Source organism: Acidovorax sp. Root568 (assembly GCF_001427445.1).
In the GTDB taxonomy this organism is placed as follows: domain Bacteria; phylum Pseudomonadota; class Gammaproteobacteria; order Burkholderiales; family Burkholderiaceae_C; genus Acidovorax; species Acidovorax delafieldii.
Genome location: NZ_LMGP01000014.1, coordinates 198273 through 218699 on the forward strand (window position 1 = coordinate 198273; position 20427 = coordinate 218699).

19 protein-coding genes are annotated in these 20427 nt (G+C 65.0%); 5 read left to right on the plus strand and 14 right to left on the minus strand.

Features of this window, described 5'->3' with window-relative positions; genetic code table 11:
* Positions 1 to 71: 71 nt before the first annotated feature.
* Complete coding sequence (locus ASD75_RS10485) at positions 72 to 2057, minus strand: SDR family oxidoreductase (protein ID WP_056745433.1); 1986 nt, start codon at positions 2055 to 2057, stop codon at positions 72 to 74.
* Between the two features lie 228 nt (positions 2058 to 2285).
* Here ASD75_RS10485 and ASD75_RS10490 point away from each other — a divergent pair, with 228 nt between their 5' ends.
* The 3 genes from ASD75_RS10490 to ASD75_RS10500 all read left to right on the plus strand — a co-directional run bounded on the left by ASD75_RS10490 (position 2286) and on the right by ASD75_RS10500 (position 4624).
* Positions 2286 to 2891: a phasin family protein gene (locus tag ASD75_RS10490; protein ID WP_056059476.1), complete on the plus strand. Its 606-nt coding sequence runs from the start codon at positions 2286 to 2288 to the stop codon at positions 2889 to 2891.
* 229 nt (positions 2892 to 3120) lie between these two features.
* A complete protein-coding gene (locus ASD75_RS10495) occupies positions 3121 to 3783 on the plus strand; it encodes a TetR/AcrR family transcriptional regulator (protein ID WP_056059478.1) in 663 nt (220 codons plus the stop codon).
* A 64-nt stretch (positions 3784 to 3847) separates the two neighbouring features.
* The gene (locus ASD75_RS10500) at positions 3848 to 4624 is read left to right on the plus strand and encodes a hypothetical protein (protein WP_056745435.1); all 777 of its coding nucleotides are present in this window, start codon (positions 3848 to 3850) and stop codon (positions 4622 to 4624) included.
* 192 nt (positions 4625 to 4816) lie between these two features.
* On the opposite strand, the gene ASD75_RS10505 is transcribed toward ASD75_RS10500, so the two are convergent.
* Positions 4817 to 5584, minus strand: coding sequence for a type III pantothenate kinase (locus tag ASD75_RS10505; RefSeq protein ID WP_056059481.1), 768 nt, complete (start codon positions 5582 to 5584; stop codon positions 4817 to 4819).
* Positions 5585 to 5764: 180 nt separating this feature from the next.
* Here ASD75_RS10505 and lysM point away from each other — a divergent pair, with 180 nt between their 5' ends.
* Positions 5765 to 6253 carry a peptidoglycan-binding protein LysM gene (gene lysM, locus ASD75_RS10510; RefSeq protein ID WP_056745437.1) on the plus strand — a complete coding sequence of 163 codons (489 nt, stop codon included), beginning with the start codon at positions 5765 to 5767 and terminating at the stop codon, positions 6251 to 6253.
* 76 nt (positions 6254 to 6329) lie between these two features.
* Here lysM and ASD75_RS10515 read toward each other — a convergent pair whose 3' ends face one another.
* The 7 genes from ASD75_RS10515 to ASD75_RS10545 all read right to left on the minus strand — a co-directional run bounded on the left by ASD75_RS10515 (position 6330) and on the right by ASD75_RS10545 (position 13842).
* A complete protein-coding gene (locus ASD75_RS10515) occupies positions 6330 to 6752 on the minus strand; it encodes a rhodanese-like domain-containing protein (protein ID WP_056745439.1) in 423 nt (140 codons plus the stop codon).
* A 137-nt stretch (positions 6753 to 6889) separates the two neighbouring features.
* Positions 6890 to 7852: a M48 family metallopeptidase gene (locus ASD75_RS10520; RefSeq protein ID WP_056745442.1), complete on the minus strand. Its 963-nt coding sequence runs from the start codon at positions 7850 to 7852 to the stop codon at positions 6890 to 6892.
* A gap of 10 nt (positions 7853 to 7862) precedes the next feature.
* Positions 7863 to 8636 (minus strand): 1-acyl-sn-glycerol-3-phosphate acyltransferase, encoded by a 774-nt coding sequence (locus ASD75_RS10525; protein ID WP_056745443.1) that lies wholly within the window; start codon positions 8634 to 8636, stop codon positions 7863 to 7865.
* Between the two features lie 85 nt (positions 8637 to 8721).
* The gene (gmhB, locus tag ASD75_RS10530; RefSeq protein ID WP_056059492.1) at positions 8722 to 9318 is read right to left on the minus strand and encodes a D-glycero-beta-D-manno-heptose 1,7-bisphosphate 7-phosphatase; all 597 of its coding nucleotides are present in this window, start codon (positions 9316 to 9318) and stop codon (positions 8722 to 8724) included.
* Positions 9319 to 9365: 47 nt separating this feature from the next.
* Entirely contained in the window at positions 9366 to 11507 is a 2142-nt protein-coding gene (glyS, locus tag ASD75_RS10535) for a glycine--tRNA ligase subunit beta (protein WP_056745445.1), read from the minus strand.
* 11 nt (positions 11508 to 11518) lie between these two features.
* Entirely contained in the window at positions 11519 to 12424 is a 906-nt protein-coding gene (gene glyQ, locus ASD75_RS10540; protein ID WP_010462637.1) for a glycine--tRNA ligase subunit alpha, read from the minus strand.
* 341 nt (positions 12425 to 12765) lie between these two features.
* A complete protein-coding gene (locus ASD75_RS10545; RefSeq protein ID WP_056745447.1) occupies positions 12766 to 13842 on the minus strand; it encodes a type II asparaginase in 1077 nt (358 codons plus the stop codon).
* A 209-nt stretch (positions 13843 to 14051) separates the two neighbouring features.
* Here ASD75_RS10545 and ASD75_RS10550 point away from each other — a divergent pair, with 209 nt between their 5' ends.
* Positions 14052 to 14981, plus strand: a complete 930-nt coding sequence (locus ASD75_RS10550; protein WP_056745449.1) for a LysR family transcriptional regulator — start codon at positions 14052 to 14054, stop codon at positions 14979 to 14981.
* Positions 14982 to 15044: 63 nt separating this feature from the next.
* Here ASD75_RS10550 and fabB read toward each other — a convergent pair whose 3' ends face one another.
* The 5 genes from fabB to ASD75_RS10575 all read right to left on the minus strand — a co-directional run bounded on the left by fabB (position 15045) and on the right by ASD75_RS10575 (position 20311).
* On the minus strand, positions 15045 to 16268 hold the full coding sequence (gene fabB, locus ASD75_RS10555; RefSeq protein ID WP_056745452.1) for a beta-ketoacyl-ACP synthase I: 1224 nt from the start codon (positions 16266 to 16268) through the stop codon (positions 15045 to 15047).
* Complete coding sequence (gene fabA, locus ASD75_RS10560) at positions 16265 to 16786, minus strand: 3-hydroxyacyl-[acyl-carrier-protein] dehydratase FabA (protein WP_008907199.1); 522 nt, start codon at positions 16784 to 16786, stop codon at positions 16265 to 16267. The genes fabB and fabA overlap by 4 nt, the downstream gene beginning before the upstream one ends.
* A 161-nt stretch (positions 16787 to 16947) precedes the next feature.
* Positions 16948 to 18579 (minus strand): apolipoprotein N-acyltransferase, encoded by a 1632-nt coding sequence (gene lnt, locus ASD75_RS10565; RefSeq protein WP_056745454.1) that lies wholly within the window; start codon positions 18577 to 18579, stop codon positions 16948 to 16950.
* Positions 18579 to 19463 carry an HlyC/CorC family transporter gene (locus ASD75_RS10570; RefSeq protein WP_056745456.1) on the minus strand — a complete coding sequence of 295 codons (885 nt, stop codon included), beginning with the start codon at positions 19461 to 19463 and terminating at the stop codon, positions 18579 to 18581. Before ASD75_RS10570 ends, lnt begins: the two co-directional genes overlap by 1 nt.
* A 107-nt stretch (positions 19464 to 19570) precedes the next feature.
* Positions 19571 to 20311: a GNAT family N-acetyltransferase gene (locus tag ASD75_RS10575; protein WP_056059504.1), complete on the minus strand. Its 741-nt coding sequence runs from the start codon at positions 20309 to 20311 to the stop codon at positions 19571 to 19573.
* Positions 20312 to 20427: the final 116 nt, after the last annotated feature.

A 20427-nucleotide genomic window follows, 5' to 3' on the forward strand; every position in this document is an offset into this window, starting at 1 on the left:
ATTATCCCACCCCGCCCGGCCCCCGGGTAACAGAGTTCAACGCGGGTATTTCTGTCTGGGCCGGCGGGTCATCAGAAGTGGATGCCACGCATCATTTGCTGCAGCGCTACCGCCTCGGCGGACAACTGCGGTTTGGCATCCTTGGCGCCCTTGGCGGCGGTGGAATCCGGGAACATGCGGAAGCTCGTGTTCATGGTGATCTGCGCCACGCGCGGCACCAGGGCGTGCAGCAGTTGGCCGGTAATGCCCAGGCGCGTGGCGATGCGCACCGGCTTGAAGATGCAGGCCTGGGCGATCATGTCCGCTGCCTCTTCAGGACTCAGCGTAGGTACGTTGTTGTAGATCTTGGTGGGCGCGATCATGGGCGTGCGCACCAGGGGCATGTTGATGGTAGTGAAGGTGATGCCCTGGTCCGCGAACTCGCTGGAGGCACAACGCGTCCAGGCATCCAGTGCTGCCTTGCTGGCCACATAGGCCGAAAAGCGGGGTGCGTTGGTGAGCACGCCAATGGAGCTGATGTTGACCACGTGGCCCTTGCGCTTTTCGACCATGCCAGGCAAGAAGCCCATGGTCACCCGCAGGCAGCCGAAGTAGTTCAGCTGCATGGTGCGCTCGTAATCGTGAAAGCGGTCGTAGCTCGACTCGATGGCGCGGCGGATGGAGCGGCCCGCGTTATTGATCAGGAAATCCACACCGCCATGCTTGTCGATGAGCAGCTGCACAAAGCGATCGCAATCGGTCATGTCGGCGATGTCGGCCGAGTACGCGATGAAGCTGTAGCCTTTCGCCTTTGCCTCGGCACAGGCCTCGTCCAGCTTGTCCTGGTCGCGCCCGCAAATGATGGTGGTGGCGCCCGCCTCGGCAAACTTGTGCGCCGCCGCCAGGCCGATGCCAGACGATCCACCGGTGATCAGCACCACCTTGCCCGCTACCGTGCCTTTGAGGGTGCGGTCGATGAAAAGCTCAGGATCCAGATTGCGCTCCCAGTAGTCCCACAGGCGCCAGGCGTAGTCTTTGAGGTTGGGGCAGGCCACCCCCGAACCCTTGAGAGCTGCCATGGTCTCGCGGCAGTCGAAGCGGGTGGGGTAGTTCACGAAGGTCAGCATGTCCTCAGGCAAGCCCAGGTCTTTCATGACGGCATTGCGCACGCGGCGCACGGGCGCCAGTGCCATCAGACTCTTCTTCACACTCTTGGGGATGAAGCCCAGCAGCGCGGCGTTGACGAACAGATTCATGCGCGGCGCATGGGCGGCGCGGCTGAAGATGTCGAGCACATCCCCCACGCGGTAACCCACTGGGTCCACCAGGTGATAACACTTCTTGGTGATGTCTTTTTGGTGGCTGATGACGTTCAGTGCGTTCACCACAAAGTCCACCGGCACGATGTTCACGCGCCCTCCTTCCAGGCCCACGGTGGGCATCCAGGGCGGCAGCAGTTGGCGCAGGCGCTGGATGAGCTTGAAGAAGTAGTAGGGCCCATCGATCTTGTCCATCTCGCCGGTCTGGCTGTCTCCCACCACCATGGCCGGACGGTACACCGTCCAGGGCACCTTGCAGTCCTGGCGCACGATCTTTTCGCTCTCGTGTTTGGTCTGGAAGTACGGGTGGTCCAGGCCCTCGGCTTCCTCGAACATGTCTTCGCGGAACACACCTTCATACAGACCTGCGGCGGCGATGGAGGAGACATGGTGGAAGTGCCCGGCATCAATCGCCTTGACCAGGTCGACCGTGTTGCGCGTGCCCTCGATGTTCACGGCCACCTGGGTTTCCTCATCGGCAGCCAGGTCATACACCGCGGCCAGGTGGTAGAAGTGGTCGATCTGGCCCTTGAGCTTCTTCACGTCGTCTGCCGAGACGCCCAGCTTCTTGGCGGTGAGGTCGCCAAACACGGGGACGGCGCGTGCAGGGCCTACGCCCCAGAAGCTGCGCAGGTCGGCCACCTTGTCCGCACTTTCCTTGCGGATCAGGAAATGCACCACCGCCCCCTTGCGCTCCAGCAGCTTCTTGACCAGCCGCTTGCCAATGAACCCTGTTGCCCCCGTCACGAAATACTGCATGGATAACTCCTCTGAGATAGCTTCATTCTTGCCCAAGGCCTGCACACCCCGATTCAGCAGAAACCCGCGCCGATGCTAGGTGCCCAGCCGGCAGGCGGGCTAGATGGCACGCTCTACATTTTTAGGAGCGCGCGCCTACACCTCGCGCACCGCGCGGCGTACAGTGCGGCCATGCGTCGAAGGCAAAATCGCCCCGGCAACCCCAACCAACCGCACCATGGAGGCCTTATGGTCAAGAAACTGCAGAAACTCAGCGCTGACAAGAAGAAGAGCAACGCCCAACTGTCCAGCACCGTCAAGGACTCCGCCCAGCAGATCTGGCTGGCCGGTCTGGGTGCCTTCTCCAAGGCACAGGAAGAAGGTGGCAAGGTGTTTGAAGCCCTGGTCAAGGAAGGCCTGACCATCCAGCGCAAGACCCAGGCCGTGGCCGAAGAAAAGATCACCGAAGCCACCAGCCGCGTGACCACCATGGCCAGCGACATCGGCTCCAAGGCCCAGGGCCAGTGGGACAAGCTCGAAAACATCTTTGAAGACCGCGTGGCCAAGGCCCTGGCCAAGCTGGGCGTGCCCTCGGCCCGCGACCTGGAAGCCCTGAGCGCCCGTGTGGACGCCCTGGCCAAGGGCAGCAAGGCTGCCCCCGCCAAAGCTGCTGCCAAGGCAGCCGCCAAGCCTGTTGCCAAGGCCCCTGCCAAGAAGGCGGCTGCAAAGAAGGCCGCGCCTGTCAAGGCAGCGGCAAAGCCTGCAGCCAAGGCCCCCGCCAAGAAGGCTGTGGCCAAGAAGACCGCAACACGTGCCGCTGCCGACGCAGCCACCAGCACGCCGTCGGCCAGCTGATCACGGCTTGCCGGCGGCAAGCACCCAGCCCGCACCAAGCGGTCCGCGCGCCACGGCGCCTGGACCGCTTTTCTTTTTTTGGTGAAACCCGTGAAGTGCGCTAAAAGCGATCTGGGAGCGGCACGCGCGCCCTCTTCTCATGTCGCACTGCAGCATGACTGCGTGGGTTAGAGTAGCCATCAGAGACAACGCAACAACGACACACAACGACGCGAAGGGGCCCACACACATGGTGAAGAAAGCGCCACGCCGCACCGCAGAACGCATTCTGGAAGTGACGCTGGACCTGTTCAACCGGTTCGGTGAACCCAACGTCTCCACCACCCTGATCTCGGCCGAGTTGCGCATCAGCCCTGGCAATCTCTACTACCACTACCCCGCCAAGGACGAGCTGATCAACGCGCTGTTTGATCGCTACGAAGGCTCGCTCACCGAGCTGCTGGCCGCAGCAGATGGTGTGCGCAATGTGGAGGACGCCTGGTTCTTCATGCACTCGCTGTTCGAGCTGATCTGGCAGTACCGCTTTCTGTACCGCGATCTCAACGACCTGCTGTCCAAGAACCGGCGCCTGGAGACGCACTTCCAGGCCATCCTCAAGAACAAGACCCGCGCCGTGCGCGCCATGCTCGATGGCATGGGACGCGCAGACGCGCTGCACATCGACTCGCGCGAGCTGGAGGCCACCGCCACCAGCATGGTCGTGGTGCTCACCTACTGGCTCAGTTTTGAATACGTGCGCGACCCGCGCCGCGCGCTGGAGCCTGAAAGCGCCCAGGCCGCGCTGCTGCGCGGAGCCCACCATGTGCTGAACCTGCTCATGCCCTACCTCGAAAGCGGCCAGCGGGCCCACCTGCTGGAGCTGGTCGGCGCCTACGCCGCAGTGCCTGGCTGATACAGAGACACAGAGACGGCCCACCACAGACACCCAACCACAAGAACTTCCGGAGACACACACCATGGCCAAATGGACCCCCTTCCCCCACGCCGACGACTACCAGTTCGACGCTGCGAGCGTCAAGAAGCAATGGGCACGACTGCATGGCGGTGATGCCGAACCCTGCCCCAAGGACGCAGCCGCACTGGAAGCGTGGGCGCTGTTCCACAACGGCGACTTTGAGAGAGCGGCGGCTGCAGGCCTGGCGGCCGGTGGCGCGGGCATTACTGCGGCCAACAAGGCCACCTCCATCTACGCCAACTACCTGGAGCCCAAGGAAAAGACGCGGCTGGACCTGTTCATGCAGGTGGCCGAAAGGGCCGAGGCCCAGGCAACCGCAGAACCGAACAACGCCAACGCCTGGTACTGGCATGCGTATGCGCTGGGCCGCTACAGCCAGGGCATCAGCGTGGCCAAGGCGCTGGCACAGGGCCTGGGCGGCAAGGTGAAGGAGTCGCTGGAAAAAGCCATCGCCCTGTCGCCCAAACACGCCGATGCGCGCATTGCGCTGGGTGCCTTCCATGCGGAGGTGATCGACAAGGTGGGTTCGCTGATTGGCGGCATGACCTATGGCGCCAAGAAGGACACGGGCCTCAAGCTGTTCCAGGAGGCCCTCAAGCTCAACCCGGGATCGGCCATCGCCATGATTGAGTACGCCAATGCCCTCGTCATGCTGGAGGGCGACAAGAAGATGAAGGAAGCCACTGCGCTCTACGAAAAGGCCGCCACCGCAGAACCCATGGATGCCATGGAGCGGCTGGATGTGGAGATGGCACGGGCGGAACTGGAAGAAGAGTAAGAGGCAGCCCCCTGAGCGGCTTTGCCGCTTCCCCCTTCTCTCGACTGGCTACGCCATTCGGGAAGGGGGACGACACCCTCGCTGCGGGACGGCCCTTGCTCGGTGTCTCTGGCTTGCGCAGCGCCAGTTTTGCACAGAGGTTTGCAGTAGATTGCCGTGTCGCGCTGCTATGGATGCGGAGCTCAAAAGCCCTCAGCCCCCAAACCGCTGCGCTGCAATCTCCAGAAGTCCGTCAAAAATCAGGTTGTCCACCAGCTCAAACGGCCGTGTCATGCTGGGCGCCATCTTCCAGCCGGCGCCGCCGGTCATGATGCAGGCAGGCTCCTGGCCGCAGTGCTGCAACAGGTGCTGGTACATGCGCTCCACGGCCCCCGCGATGGCGTAGGTGCCTCCACTGGTCAGCGCATCGCTGGTGTTGGTAGGGAACGGACGCACTTCGCCCGTAGGCACGTGCAGGCCGGCGGTGCCGGATTCAAGCGCACGCAGCATGATGCCGTGGCCGGGCAGGATCAGGCCGCCCATGAAGCGGCCCTCGGTGTCGATGCACTCCACCGTCACGGCCGTGCCCACCATCACCACCACCAGCGGCCGTGCAGGGCCACTTGCCAGCACATGGTGGCGTGCGCCGATCATGGCCACCCACCGGTCCGAGCCCAGGCGCGAGGGGTGGTCGTAGCCGTTGGTCAAGCCCGCCTCTTGCGCCGATGACACCACCCACGAGGGGGTGACGTCCCAGATTTCCATCTGCTCCTGTACGCGGCGTTTGACGGCATCTCCAGCCACCACACAGCCCAGCATGCGTGTCGGATGGGGCAGCGAGGCCCAGCTGCCTTCGGCCAGGCGGTCGATGTGGTCGAGAAACTCGGCGCCATGCGCAATGAGCGCAGCCCCGGGGCGGGGAGCGTCGTACAACGCCCATTTGAGACGGGTGTTACCGACGTCGATGGCCAGAAAAGTCATGCGGAGGATTATCCCGAGTTTTGCGATGCGCCCCTGCCCGAGCGCGACAGCCACTGCAGCACCAACCCTCCCCGGCCCCCAAATTGTGAAAAATCGTGTCGCGCCCCTGTCCGACACGACGCAGCCGCCCGTACCCGCTACAGTGGTCCCTCCTGTTTCTGCAACATTAGGAGGTACGACATGGGTCTTTTCAGTTTCATCAAGGAAGCCGGCGAAAAGCTGTTCGGCGGCAAAGAAGCGCAGGCCGCCACGGCCGCCGCCCCCACGCAGGATGAGCTCAACGCCAAGGCATCCAAGGCCATCGAGACCTACATCGCGTCCCAAAACCTGGGCGCCAGCAACGTACAGGTGGCATTCGACGGCACGCAAGGCAAGGTCACCGTCAAAGGCACCGCACCCACGCAGGCCGCCAAGGAAAAAGTGACCCTGTGCTGCGGCAACGTGGCCAGCGTGACCAGCGTCGAGAACCTGATGGAGGTGACCAACCCCGAGCCCGAGGCCCAATACCACGACGTGGTGCGCGGCGACACCCTGAGCGCCATTGCCAAGAAGTTCTATGGCGACGCCAACAAGTACCCCGTGATCTTCGAGGCCAACAAGCCCATGCTGAGCCACCCCGACAAGATCTATCCAGGCCAGAAGCTGCGGATTCCGCCACTGACCAAGTAATCTCTCGCAGATTCAAGCCCTCTGAGCTGCCAGCGCTAGTAGAAAGAGCGCTGGCAGCTCTTTTTTTGATAGCAAATCAGCCCTGCTTCCACGGCAGGCCATGAAAGCGCCAGCCACCACGTTTGCCGCGCTGGCCTTGCGCATCCGCATCGCCCTCGAACCCTTCGAGGATGTTGTAAGCGGTGATACCCAACTCGGTGGCGCGGCGCGCGGCGGCAATGGAGCGCACACCGCTGCGGCACAGCAGCACGGCCCGCGCGCCCTCGGGCACGGCGGCGCGCATCTGGGCATCGAAGTCGGCGTTCATCGCCATGCCCGGCCATTGCTTCCAGGCGACCGCTGCGGCGCCGGGCACGTGGCCCACCCACTCGCGTTCGGCGTCGCTGCGCACATCCACCAGCACGGCGTCACCGGCCTGCACCCATTGCCAGGCCTGTTGGGGCGTCACGTCACCGGCATAGCCTTCGGCGGGAGTAACGGAGGAGAGCGTATTTGTCATGGTTTCGATCCTTTCTGGGCACTAGGCAAAACGTTTGGACTGGGCGCGACCGGCGCGAGGGACGCAAGCCAAGGGCCGCCCCGCAGCGAGGACGTCGTCCCCCTTGGGGGAAGGCGCCGAAGGCGACTCAGGGGGATTCACCATAAAGGGGCGGGTTCGTCACGGAGATGGCTGCGCAGCTGCGCGTAGTCCGGCACCACGGTGGCCACGGTGTCCCAGAAGCGGGGGCTGTGGTCCATCACGCGCAGGTGGGCCAGTTCGTGCGCCACCACGTAGTCGATGATGGCCGGGCGGTAGTGCAGCAGGCGCCAGTTCAGGCGGATGGAGCCGTCGGCCTTGGCGCTGCCCCAGCGGGTATTGGCGCTCGACAGGCGCAGGCTGGCCCAGCGCACGCCCAGCAGCGGGGCAAAGTGGTCCAGCCGCTCGGTGAAGTGGCGGCGCGCGTCGCGCATCAACCAGGCCTGGACGGCATCGCGGACCTGTGCGGGGCTGGCGCTGTGCGGCAGGCCAATGTGCAGGCTGGGCGTCGTGGCTGCGCCGCCCTGCTCCACCGCCGCCACCAGCGCTCCACCTTTGCCCGCAAAGCCGTGGCTCGGGTCCAGCACCAGCCTCAGCGGCTCTCCCAGATAGGGCAGCTCTGCGCCATGGACCCAGACGATACGACCGCCTTCCATGCGCTGCTGGCGCTCGCGCGCCTCCGACAGCTTGCGCAGGATCCAGTCGGACTTCTCGCGCAGCGCGGCATCCACAGCGCCCAGCGTCACCCAGCTGGGGGCCCGCACCGACAGGCCGTCGGCCCCCACGGTAAAGCCGATGCTGCGGCGGCGCGCGCGCTGCAGCGCATAGGCCACGACGGCATCTCCCAGCAGCACCTCGCGGCTGGCCTGGGGGTGGCGGAATTCGGCGGGCGACAACAGCGAGGGCAGCGGCACCGCTGGCGCCGCAGGCCGGCTCACTATAGTTTTAGGAGCTACTGGCGCTTGATCGACTAGCGCTTGTGGCTGATTGGGCTTGAAACCTGCAGCCACAGGACTGGGGCCTGCTGCAGGGGCCCCGGGCGGGTCGAACAGGTCCAGCGCCAGTTGCACAAGCCGCTGCATCACGGTCGGTTTACTTCCCGCTGGGGGCCGCGATGTTGGCCGCAGGGGCTGGGTAAGCCTCTGGGTCCAGGCGACGCATCTCGGCCTCGATCCAGGCCTCCACCTCGCGCATCAGTTCGTCGGGCTGGCGCCCCACGCTGGAGATGGGCTTGCCAATCGACACATCCACCACGCCGGGGCGCTTGACGAACGCCTTGCGCGGCCACACCTTGGCCGAGGTCACGGCGATCGGAATTACCGGCGCACCGGTGTCAATCGCCAGGCGCGTACCGCCGGTCTTGTAGTTGCCCTTCTGCCCCCGCTCGATGCGCGTGCCCTCGGGAAACATGATGATCCAGATGCCCTTGGCCAGCAGGTCCTTGCCCTGCTGCACCACCTTGTTGAAGGCCTGCGTGCGCTGGTTGCGGTCGATGTGGATCATGTCCAGCCGCCCGATGGCCCAGCCGAAGAAGGGCACGTGCAGCAGCTCCTTCTTGAACACGTAGGCCAGGGGGTGCGGCATGATCACCGGCATCAGGAAGGTCTCGTACGTGGACTGGTGCTTGACCAGCAGGATCGCGCCTTCGTTGGCGCCCTGCGGCAGGTTCTCCATGCCGGTCACCTCGGCGCGGATGCCCAGAACCACCCGCGCGCCGCTGATGCACAGCGACAGCCAGGCCCGGGCGATGCGGTACAGGGGCACACCCCGCACGCCCAGCAGCGTGCCCAGCATGATGGCCAGCGCGTAGGGCACCACGGTGATGCCCATCCAGAGAAGGTGAATGACAGAACGGATAAGAGCCATTGGGATGTCTTTTTGGCCGCAAGCGCTAGTGAAATATGCGCCAACAGCTATGAATTAAATAGCATCAAGATGCTGCTGCGCCCTGTCACGACAGCGGCAAGGGCGCTGCGGCCACGGCGGCTGCTGCGCTTGGCACCACCGGCAGCAACTGGTCCACAAAATCTCCGAGGCTGGCGTGCAACTGCGTACCCGCCGGCAACCCCGCAGGCAACGCCCCGCCTGGCCGCAACGCGGCAGACCGGCCGGTGCACACCAGGTGCAACTGGGCCCCCAGGGCGGCACCCGCCTGCAGGTGGGCCTCGCAGCTGCCGACCACGCGGACCTCGTTGCGCTCCATGCCGTAGCGGTCGCAAATCTGCTCCAGCAGGCCCGGGGCGGGCTTGCGGCAGCTGCAGTCCTCGTCGGCCGCATGGGGGCAATAGAACACCGCGTCGATGCGCCCGCCCACCGCCGCCACCTGCCGGTGCATCTTGGCGTGGATGGCGTTGAGCGCCACCACGTCAAACAGCCCCCGCCCCAGTCCCGGCTGGTTGGTGGCCACCACCACATGCCAGCCGGCATGGTTGAGGCGGGCAATGGCTTCGAGCGCGCCGGGCACCGCCGCCCACTCGTCGGCCGAAGTGATGTATTCATCCCCCATCGGGTTGAGGGTGCCGTCGCGGTCGAGGATGGCGAGTTTCATAGGAGGGGTTTGCCTTGTGAGAACCACCAGCCTACCAGCACCAGGGGTCAGGCCGCCAGACGGGACAAATCGGCCACGCGGTTCATGGCTTCGTGCAGCGTCTTGAGCAGGCCCTGGCGGTTCAGGCGCAGGTCCAGTTGCTCGGCGTTCACCATCACGTCGTCAAAGAACGCATCCACGGGCGCGCGCAGCACGGCCAGGGTCTGCAGGCTGGCGGTGTAGTCGCCCGCGTCGAACTGGGCATTGGCCTCGGGCACAAAGCGCTGCAGCGCGGCGTACAGGTCCTGCTCGGCCTTTTCCTGCAGCAGGTTGGGGTTGACGTGGGCATCCACCGGGCCTTCGACCTCGGCCTTTTTCAGGATGTTGCCAACGCGCTTGTTGGCGGCTGCCAGGGCGGGGCTTTCGGGCAAGGCGGCAAAGGCACGCACTGCAGCCAGCTGCTTCTCGACCAGGGCCAGGCGCTGCGGGCGCAGGGCCAGCACGGCGTCCACTTCTTGCGCGCTGTAGCCTTGCTCACGCAGGCTGCCGGCAAGGCGGTCGTAGATGAAGTCGGCCAGAGCGGGCGTGGCGTCGGTGATCTTGTCGCCAAAGGCAGGCACGGCACCGGCCAGCAGCGCGCTCAAGTCCAGCGGCAGGTCTTTTTCGACCAGCATGCGGATCACACCCAGTGCATGGCGGCGCAGCGCGAACGGATCGCGGTCGCCTGTGGGCAGGTTGCCGATGCCGAACATGCCGACCAGGGTTTCGAGTTTGTCGGCCAGCGCCACCACAACGCCGGCGGTGTTGCGCGGCAGTGCATCGCCCGCAAAGCGGGGCTTGTAGTGGTCTTCGATCGCGTTCGCCACGGTCTCGCCCAGGCCGTCGTTCAGGGCGTAGTAGCCGCCCATGATGCCCTGCAGCTCGGGGAACTCGCCCACCATATCGGTCACGAGGTCGGTCTTGGCCAGTTGCGCGGCCAGGTCGGCGTCCTGCACCAGTTGCGCGTCGCCCAGCTGGGATGCAATCGCCTTGGCGATGGCGCGCACGCGCTCCACGCGCTCACCCTGCGTGCCCAACTTGTTGTGATAAACCACCTTGCCCAGGCCCTCGACACGCGAGGCCAGGGTCTTCTTGCGGTCCTGGTCAAAGAAGAACTTGGCATCGGCCAGGCGGGGGCGCACCACGCGCTCGTTGCCGCCGGTCACAAAGCTCGTGTCTTCGGGGCTGATGTTGCTGACCACCAGGAACTTGTTGGTGAGCTTGCCCGCGGCGTCCAGCAGCGGGAAGTACTTCTGGTTGGCCTTCATCGTGAGGATGAGGCACTCTTGTGGCACACCCAGGAACTGCTCTTCAAACTGGCAGATGACCACGTTGGGGCGCTCCACCAGCGCGGTCACTTCGTCCAGCAGGGCTTCGTCTTCGATGGGGCGGGCGCCGTTGCCCACCTTCGCAGCAGCCGCAGCCAGCTGGCGCGCGATCTCGGCCTTGCGCTCGGCAAAGCTGGCGATCACGGCGCCGTCCTTCTTCAGCGTGGCGGCGTAGCTGTCGGCATCGGCCAGCACCACGGGCGACACGGCGGCTTCAAAACGGTGGCCGGTGGTGCTGTTGCCAGCGGTCAGGCCCAGCGCCTTCACGGGCACCACGGTGCTGCCATGCAGCGCCACCAGGCCGTGTGCGGGGCGCACAAAGTTCACGCTGGTCCAGCCGGGCAGCTCGCAGTCGGTTTCGAGCTGGTAGCTCATGACCTTGGGGATGGGGAGCTTGGCAATGGCTTCGTCCAGCGCCTTTTGCAGGCCCGCCGCCAACGTGGCACCGGGCACCACGCTGTCGTAGAACAGGGCTTCGGCCTTGCCGTCCTGCGCGCGCTTCAAGGCGGCTACAGCGGCTGCGGGGTTGGACACATCGGCGCCCAGCGCCTGCAGCTTTTTCAGCAGCGCAGGCGTGGCGTTGCCGTCCGCTTGAAGACCCACGGTCACGGGCATCAGCTTTTGCTGTACGGCCTTGTCGGCGGCCTTGTCGGCCACGGCGGTCACATGCGCGGCCAGGCGGCGGGGCGAGGCGAAGGGCGTGACCACCGAGGCGGCAGACGCCAGGCCCAGGGCCTTGAGCTGGTCGCCCAGCACGGTGGCGAAAGCATCGCCCAGCTTCTGCAGCGCCTTGGGCGGCAGCTCTTCGACAAACAGTTCAACGAGGAGGTTTTGGGTTGTCATCGTCATTTCTCTCACGCAGCCTTCTTCGTCATCTGTTCCACCCACTCGCGCGGCGCCATGGGGAAGCCCAGGCGCTCGCGGCTCTCGTAGTAGCTTTGCGCCACGGCACGGGCCAGGTTGCGGATGCGGCCAATGTAGGCAGCGCGTTCCGTCACGCTGATCGCGCCGCGCGCATCCAGCAGGTTGAAGCTGTGTGCGGCCTTGAGCACCTGCTCATACGCAGGCAACGCCAGCTGCTGCTCCATGAGGTACTTGGCCTGCTTTTCGTGCGCGTTGAAGGCCGTGAACAGGAAGTCCGCGTCGCTGTGCTCGAAGTTGTAGGTGGACTGCTCCACCTCGTTTTGCTTGTACACGTCGCCGTAGCTCAGGGTGTCGGTCCACTTGAGGTTGTAGACGTTGTCCACGCCCTGCAGGTACATGGCCAAACGCTCCAGGCCGTAGGTGATCTCGCCGGTGGCGGGCTTGCAGTCAATGCCACCGACCTGCTGGAAGTAGGTGAACTGCGTGACTTCCATGCCGTTGAGCCACACCTCCCAGCCCAGGCCCCAGGCGCCGAGCGTGGGGTTCTCCCAGTCGTCTTCGACAAAGCGGATGTCGTTCTTTTTCAGGTCGAAGCCAAGGGCTTCGAGCGAGCCCAGGTACAGCTCCAGGATGTTGGCCGGTGCGGGCTTGAGCACCACCTGGTACTGGTAGTAGTGCTGCAGGCGGTTGGGGTTCTCGCCGTAGCGGCCGTCCTTGGGGCGGCGGCTGGGCTGCACGTAGGCGGCCTTCCAGGGCTCGGGGCCGATGGCGCGCAGGAAGGTGGCGGTGTGCGAGGTGCCGGCGCCCACTTCCATGTCATAGGGTTGCAAAAGGGCGCAACCCTGCGCGTCCCAGTAGGACTGCAGCTTCAAAATGATTTGCTGGAATGTCAACATGGCGTCTGTGGCTGAGGCACTGGCAAGCCAGGGCCGGGCAAGTAAGGGGAAAAGAAGAAAACGCGGTGCGTGAGCAAACCCAGCGCCCGCCGCCCCATGGGCAACAAGGACGGGCATCGCGCGCGCAAACCGGTGATTTTACGGCGCGCAGCCGCGCGTGCTGCGGCAGCGCCAGCAACACCGGCCCGCGCCCATGAAAAAAGGCCGGAGCCCTTTTGGAGCCCCAGCCTTCCCAACCAGTCACGCGAGCTATAAGCCGGTGCGTACCGGTGGCCACAGGGGTGTGGCCGTCAACGCATGCATCGCGTCAAAGCATGGCGTTCTAACCTCGAAAACAGGGATCAATACTCCCAGAAAATGCGTTGCAGTTCCTTGCTGTCATTGGTCTTCGTGAGGGCCACCATGGCCAGGATGCGGGCCTTTTGGGGGCGCAGGTCATGGGCCACCACCCAGTCGTACTTGTCGTCGGGCTGCTCGGCATTGCGCAGCACAAAACCATCGGGCACGCGGGCCGAACGGATGATCTGCACGCCCTGGCCACGCAAGGCCTTGAGCGAATCGACCGCCTGTGCGGCCACCGAGCCGTTGCCGGTGCCGGCATGGATCAGCGCCTTGACGCCGGCCTTGCCGTAGGCCTCGATGCCCGTGGTGTTCATGTTGCCGTAGCCGTACACGATGTCCACGGCGGGCAGCGCCTTGATGTCGTCGATGTTGAACTCGGAGTTGGTCGTGTGGCGCTTGACCGGGGCGCGGAACCAGTAGTTCTTGCCTTCCACCACCATGCCCAGCGGGCCCCACTGGCTCTTGAAGGCCTCGGTCTTGATGTTGATGGTCTTGCTCACGTCGCGACCGCTCTGGATCTCGTCGTTCATCGTGACCAGCACGCCCTTGCCGGCGGCGTCCTTGCTGGCAGCCACAGTCACGGCGTCGTACAGGTTCAGCGCGCCGTCAGCCGACAGGGCCGTGCCGGGACGCATGGAGCCGACCACCACGATGGGCTTGTTGGTGCGCACGGTGAGGTTCAGGAAGTACGCGGTTTCTTCCAGGGTGTCCGTGCCGTGGGTGATCACGATGCCGTCCACGTCTGCCTGCTTGGCCAGGGCCGACACGCGCTGGCCGAGGCGCAGCAGGTGCTCGTTGGTGAAGCTCTCGGAGGCGATCTGGAACACCTGCTCACCCGACACCTTGGCCACATTGGCCAGCTCAGGCAGGCCTGCCAGGAGCTTGTCCACCGGCACCTTGGCGGCGGCATAGGTTGCGCTGTTGGCGGCCGAGGCGCCCGCACCGGCAATGGTGCCGCCCGTGGCCAGCACCACCACGTTGGGCTTGGCAGCCTGGGCCATGGCAACGGCGGAGGCAGCAGACAACAGCAAACCCGCGAGCCAGCGGCTGGCGGTGGGGGAGGAAGAAATGTGCATGAAGAAGTCTCCTGATTTTTTTTGGGTGGCAGCGCGCGTTGCGCCGCTTTATTCAAAACCGCCGGTGAAGCGGTGCAGCATCCTATGAGAAACCAGAACACAGTCATGCGGAATAATTGACCCACCCTTATGAATTCAGTTCACACCCCAGAACTGCCGTTCGAAGGCCGTGAAGTGCCCCTCGGCCACCGCCACAAGACAACTCCGCCATGAACTTGAGACAACTGGAAGTTTTTCAGGCCGTGCTGCAAACCGGCAACATGAGCGCAGCGGCGCGGTTGCTGTGCATCACCCCCTCAGCAATCAGCAAGGCCGTGGCGCACACCGAGCTGCAGCTGGGCTACCGGCTGTTCAACCGCTCGCCCGCAGGCCTGACCCCGACGCCCGAGGCCCAGGTGCTGGCCACCGAATCCACCGGTATCTACCGGCAGCTGGATGCGCTAAAGCGCACCGCGCGCAACCTGGCCACCAGTGATTCGGGCGATGTGCGGCTGGGCGCCATACCGTCCATCACGCACGAATTTCTGCCGCGCCTGCTGCAGCACCATGCCGAGCAGCATCCGCAGGTGGGTGTGGAGGTGCGCACCATCCACCAGGACCAGATGACGCAGGCCCTGCTCACGCGCAGCGTGGACTTTTGCCTGGGTTTCTACAAGCACCCCCACCCACAAATCGCGAGCGACCTGCTGGTCAGTGGTCGCTTGTACCTGGCGGTCGCGACCAGCGTGTGGGCGCGTGCTCCCCGTGCCGCCAGCCCCGGTGCGCGGCTGGCGCAGGTGCCCGTGATCCGCCTGGTGGGCGACGACCCCATGCGCCAGGCGATTGACGAAATCGCACACCGCCTCGGTTCCCCCGCCGGGCCCGGCATCCAGGTGCAGACATCACGCCTCGCTTTGGAGCTGGTGCGCCGGGGCATGGGCTGGACGGTGGTGGACTTTCTCACCGCCAAGGGGCTGGACCCTGCACAGATGGTGGCGCAGGAGCTGCACGAGCTGGCCCCCATGTCGCTGTACAGCTATCACGCGCGCGCCTTTCCGCCCGGTCTGCAGGCCACCCGCATGCTGGGCATGTTGCCAGCCTTGCTGCACGAGGCCCTGCAGCCCAACCCCAAGGCCCGTCAGGCGCTGACGGGCCGATAGAGCCCATGAAAAACGGCCTGCATGTCCAGAGACAGGCAGGCCGTTGCGGTGGGGAGTCCGCGGTCAGTGGTTCCAGCGGCGCAGCACCAGGCTGGCGTTGGTGCCACCAAAGCCGAAGCTGTTGGACAACACCGTGTTCAGCTGCGCATCACGCGTTTGCGTGACCAGAGGCATGTCGCCCAGGGCCGGGTCAGGTGTCTCGACATTGGCAGAGCCAGCGATGAAGCCCTTGTTCAGCATGATCATGCAGTAGATGGCCTCCTGCACGCCCGTGGCGCCCAGCGAGTGGCCGGTGAGCGACTTGGTGGACGAGAACGGTGGCACCTTGTCGCCAAACAGGGCACGCATGGCGCGCACTTCCTGCATGTCGCCCACGGGGGTGGAGGTGCCGTGGGTGTTGATGTAGTCGATGGGGGCGTCCAGACCTTCCATGGCTTGCTGCATGCAGGCAATGGCACCGTCGCCCGACGGGGCCACCATGTCTTCACCGTCGCTGGTGGCGCCAAAGCCCACCACTTCGGCCAGGATGGTCGCGCCACGGGCCTGGGCGTGCTCCAGGCTCTCCAGCACCACGGCACCGCCGCCGCCAGCGATCACGAAGCCGTCGCGGTTCGCGTCGTAGGCGCGTGAGGCCTTCTCGGGCGTTTCGTTGTACTTGCTGGACATGGCGCCCATGCCATCAAACAGCAGCGACATGCCCCAGCTCAGCTCTTCGCCACCGCCCGCAAACATCACGTCCTGCACACCCCAGGCGATCTGCTGCGCGGCCGCGCCGATGCAGTGGGCGGACGTGGAGCAGGCCGATGTGATGGAGTAGTTGATGCCCTTGACCTTGAAGTTGGTGGCCAGGCACGCAGAAACCGTGGAGCTCATGCAGCGCGTGACCTGATAGGGCCCCACGCGGCGGATGCCTTTTTCGCGCAGCGTGTCGGCCGCTTCGATCTGGTTGGCGGGCGAGCCACCGCCCGAACCCATGATGAGGCCGGTGCGCGGGTGGCTGACTTGGCTTGGCGTGAGGCCTGCTTGCAGGATAGCGTCTTCCAGTGCGATCTGCGCATAGGCCGCCGCATCGCCCATGAAGCGCAGCTGCTTGCGGTCAATGCGCGCTTCGATATCGATCTCCGGGGCGCCGCCCACCTGACTGCGCAGGCCCAGTTCCTTGAACTTCTCCACGGCCTTGATGCCGCTGGTGCCCGCACGCAGCGAAGCTTCCACGGAGGCCAGGTCGTTGCCAATGCACGAGACGATGCCCGCGCCGGTGATGACTACGCGCTTCTTGGTGGTCATGCTGCGTCCTTACCGTCTTCCTCGCGCTTGAACAGACCCACGCGAAGGTCGTTGGCCACATAGATTTCTTTGCCGTCGGCCAGCAGGCGGGCATCGCCAATGGCCATGACCAGCTTGCGCTTGATGACGCGCTTGATATCGATTTCGTAGGTGACCAGCTTCACGTCAGGGCCGACCTCGCCGGTGAACTTGACCTCGCCCGCACCCAGCGCGCGGCCCCGGCCCGGCAGTTGCAGCCAGGTCAGGTAAAAACCGATGAGCTGCCACATGGCGTCGAGCCCCAGGCAGCCAGGCATGACCGGGTCGCCCTGGAAGTGGCAGGCAAAGAACCAGAGGTCGGGTTTGACATCGAGCTCGGCGCGGATCTTTCCCAGCCCGTGCGCGCCACCATCGCTGTCGATGTGCGTGATGCGGTCAAACATCAGCATGGGTGGCAGCGGCAGACGCCCGCTGTCAGCGCCGAACAGCCGGCCCTCGCCGGAGGCGATCAGTTGTTCGTAGGAAAAGGAATCTGCCATTTTCAGTCGTGCTCCAGAACGGCGGATGGCCCGCCTCAAATCATCGTTTTACGCAACACCAGCCCCCGGTTGCGGGCCTCTATTATCAAGGCATAGGGAGCCGCCTCTAAACACGGGGGTGCGCAGGCCCCTGCGCCGTCGGGCGCAATGCCTGACCTGGATCAATTGCCACGTGGCCTGCGGCCCCTGCTGGCGACCATGGCCCCTATCAGCACCAGAGCCCCCAGCGCCCACAGCGGCCACAGCCCCCAGCGGGATACCCACCACGCGTAAGGCGTGATGGCCCAGCCACTTTGTGCGTCCAGCCCCCGGCCCTGCACCTCGCCCTTGAGCACGCCGCGCGTGTAGCGGGCCAGCTGGTGCGTGACCACGCCCCGGTGGTCGATGATGACCGTGGCACCCGTATTGGTGGCGCGCACCATGGGCCGCTCGAATTCGAGCGCACGCATGCGGCTGATGTGCAGATGCTGGTCGATGGCCAGGGTGTCGCCAAACCAGCCGATGTTGCTGAAGTTGACAAACACCGTGGGGGCCTGGGCGGGGTCGATGAATCGCGCCCCCAGCTCCTCGCCGAACAAGTCTTCGTAGCAGATGTTCGGCGCGATGCGCTGCCCCGCCACGGCAAACGACGCCTGGCCCACGGTCCCCCGGTTGAAATCGCCCAGAGGGATGTTCATCATGGCCGTGAACCACTTGAAAAACGGCGGAATGAACTCTCCAAACGGCACCAGGTGGTGCTTGTCGTAGCGGTAGGGCGCGGCTTGTGTGGCAGCACTCATGCCCAGCACGGAGTTGGTGTAGCCCTGCGCTTCATCCCCCAGCGGAATGCCCACCATGGCGGCCTGAGCCCCTTGCGCATAGCGTTGCTGCATGCCCTCCAGATACCCCGGAATGAGCTGCTGCGGCAGCAGCGGTATGGCGGTCTCGGGCGCCACCACCAGGTCAGCCTGGGCGTTGCGCAGGGCCTCGGCATACCACTGCAGGGCCACGGGCACGCCGCTGCCGGATTGAAACTTTTCGTCCTGGGGGATATTGCCCTGCAGCAGCTCCAGGCTCAGGGCGGGCGCTGCGCGCCGTGCCGGGGTGTGGCACAGATTGACCGCGCACAGCCGGTCCACCGTGGCCCAGGCCAGCAGGCCGCCCGCCGCCAGCACCAGCGCCCACCAGCGCGCGTTGCGCAGATCGGTGGCACGCACCTGCACCACGCCCATCGCCAACGCCGCAGCCACCGCGCTGATGCCATACACCCCCATGTGGCGGGCCAGCACGGCGAGCGGCCCATCCACATGCGCGTAGCCGCCTGCACCCCACGGGAACCCCGTCCACCAGACGCCCCGTGCCAGTTCGGCCAGCAGCCACAGCGCTCCGAAAAGAAGAGCACTCCCGGCACGATTCACAGGCACATACCGGCAAAACAAAGCCAAAGCCGCCGCGTAGTAGCTGGCCAGAAAGGCAGCGAGCCCCAGCACCGCTGCCACAGCCAAAGGCGCGGGCAGGCCGCCATAGGAATGCATGGAAATGAACAGCCACCAGAAAGTGCCTGCCAGCCAGGCGGTGGCAAACAACCCACCCACGAGCGCACCGCGCCGCCAGGGCGCAGCGACGCGCTGGTGCTCCACAGCGAAAGGCCGCACCATCCAGGCGAGTGCAGCCATCGAAGCCAGCTGCAGCCACCACAAGGGTTGGCCGCTGCCCGGCCAGGCCAGCGAGGCCGCCTGGGCCAGGCCCGCCGCCAGTGCCAGCAGCAGTTGCGGCAGCAGCGGCCCGCCCGCCATCCAAGAGCGCCGCGACATCAGCCGTCGGCGGGGGTGTCTTCGACCCTGGACACCTTGAACCAGCGCACCGCCCCGCCCTTGGTGTGCAGCACCACAAAATGCAGGCCGCTGAGCTGCAGATGCTCACCGCGCTTGGGCACATGGCCCATTTCGTGGGCAATCAGGCCGCCGATGGTGTCGAAATGCTCGTTGGGGTCGCTACCCACGATGGCCACCTCAAAGGCCTCGGCCACACGCTCGATGGGGGTGTCACCACTCACACGGTAGGTCCGGTCGGCCAGTCCAAAGATGTCGCCATCGTCTTCGGGGATGTCGAACTCGTCCTCGATCTCGCCGACGATCTGCTCCAGCACGTCTTCGATGGTGATGAGCCCGGCCACGCGGCCAAACTCGTCGATCACGATGGCCAGGTGGTTGCGGTTGCCACGGAACTCGCGCAGCAGGTCGTTCAGGCCTTTGCTTTCGGGCACAAACGCTGCCGGGCGCAGCAACGCACGGATGTTCAGCTCGGGCGCCCGCTGCAGCTTGAGCAAGTCCTTGGCCATCAGGATGCCGATGATGTTCTCGCGCTCGCCCTGGTAGACCGGAAACCGTGAATGCGCGGTGCTGATCACCAGATGCAGCAGCTCATCGAAAGGCGCGTCAATGTTGACGAGGTCCATGCGCGGTGCTGCCACCATCACATCGCCCGCCGTCATGTCGGCCATGCGGATCACGCGCTCCAGCATCACGCGCGATTCGGCGCCGATGACCTCGTTGTCCTCGGCCTCGGCCAGGGTTTCAATGAGTTCTTCCGTGGAGTCCGGCCCAGGATGGATGAACTCGGCCACTTTCTGCAGGAAGGTGCGCTTGTCTTCCCTCTCGGGCGGTCGCCCGGGGTGCGCGGGGTGCGGGTCAGACACTGTCTGGAGTGCAGGACGTGCGGTAGTGAATCAGGCCCCTAGGATAGCGGATTGCCGTGACAGCCGGCCACCACCGGCGTCACGGCCGGGGGCGTGACCGCCATGGCTCACTCGGCCGATTGGTGGCGCGCGTGTTGCACGCCGCTGCGCACTTCCTGCACATTGGCCAGAAAGTCCCAGAACTGCTTGGCCTGCTTTTTGAGCTGGTAGTCCACCTCGGCGAACTGCTGCTCGACCATCTCGGTCATGCGCGTGTCGAGGCTGGCGGGTGGGATCTGCAGATAGGCTTCGGACTCGGACCCGTCGCGGCGCACGGTGGCACCGGCGTTGCGCGCGATCTTGAGCATGGCGGTGTTTTCAGACAACGCATGGATGAACACCATGTTCACGCCCTCATTGCGCGCATGCATCACGGCACGCTCGAACAGGCGCGCGCCAAAGCCGCGACCCCGTGCCTGCTTGAGCACGGACACACCGAATTCAGCACACGGCTTGTGTTCGGGGTTTTCCGAAAACGCCAGGTGGGCCATGGCGATGAGCTCAAGGCGGCGGTTGTAGATGCCAAAGATTTCATCGCGCTCGAAGTTGAGCTGCTCGGCGTAGCGGCGGATCTGTTCGTCGTTGGCGGCATAGCCAAAGCGCAGGTAGCGGTCTGCAGGCTCCAGCTGCAGCAGGTGCTGGGTGATCCGCTCCCGGTAGGAGGGGCCCAGGGAGCGGATAGGAACCATCACGGGCGTCTCCTGCTGGTGGATGTGAATGTCAGAGGCAGAAGAGCCGCTGGTTACCGGGCGCAGCAGGTCCCGGCCTGCGTACCAGGATGCCTTGAGCCAGTCTTTGGTTGCGAACATGTCGCCAAATATAAGGGTTTTCCCTCATCTTTTCCAGTCCAAATTGCTGCGCCGCAACAAAATAGTGATCCTACTCAAAACGCGGAAAAATCGGCTCCAAGCGCTGGAAGATCATG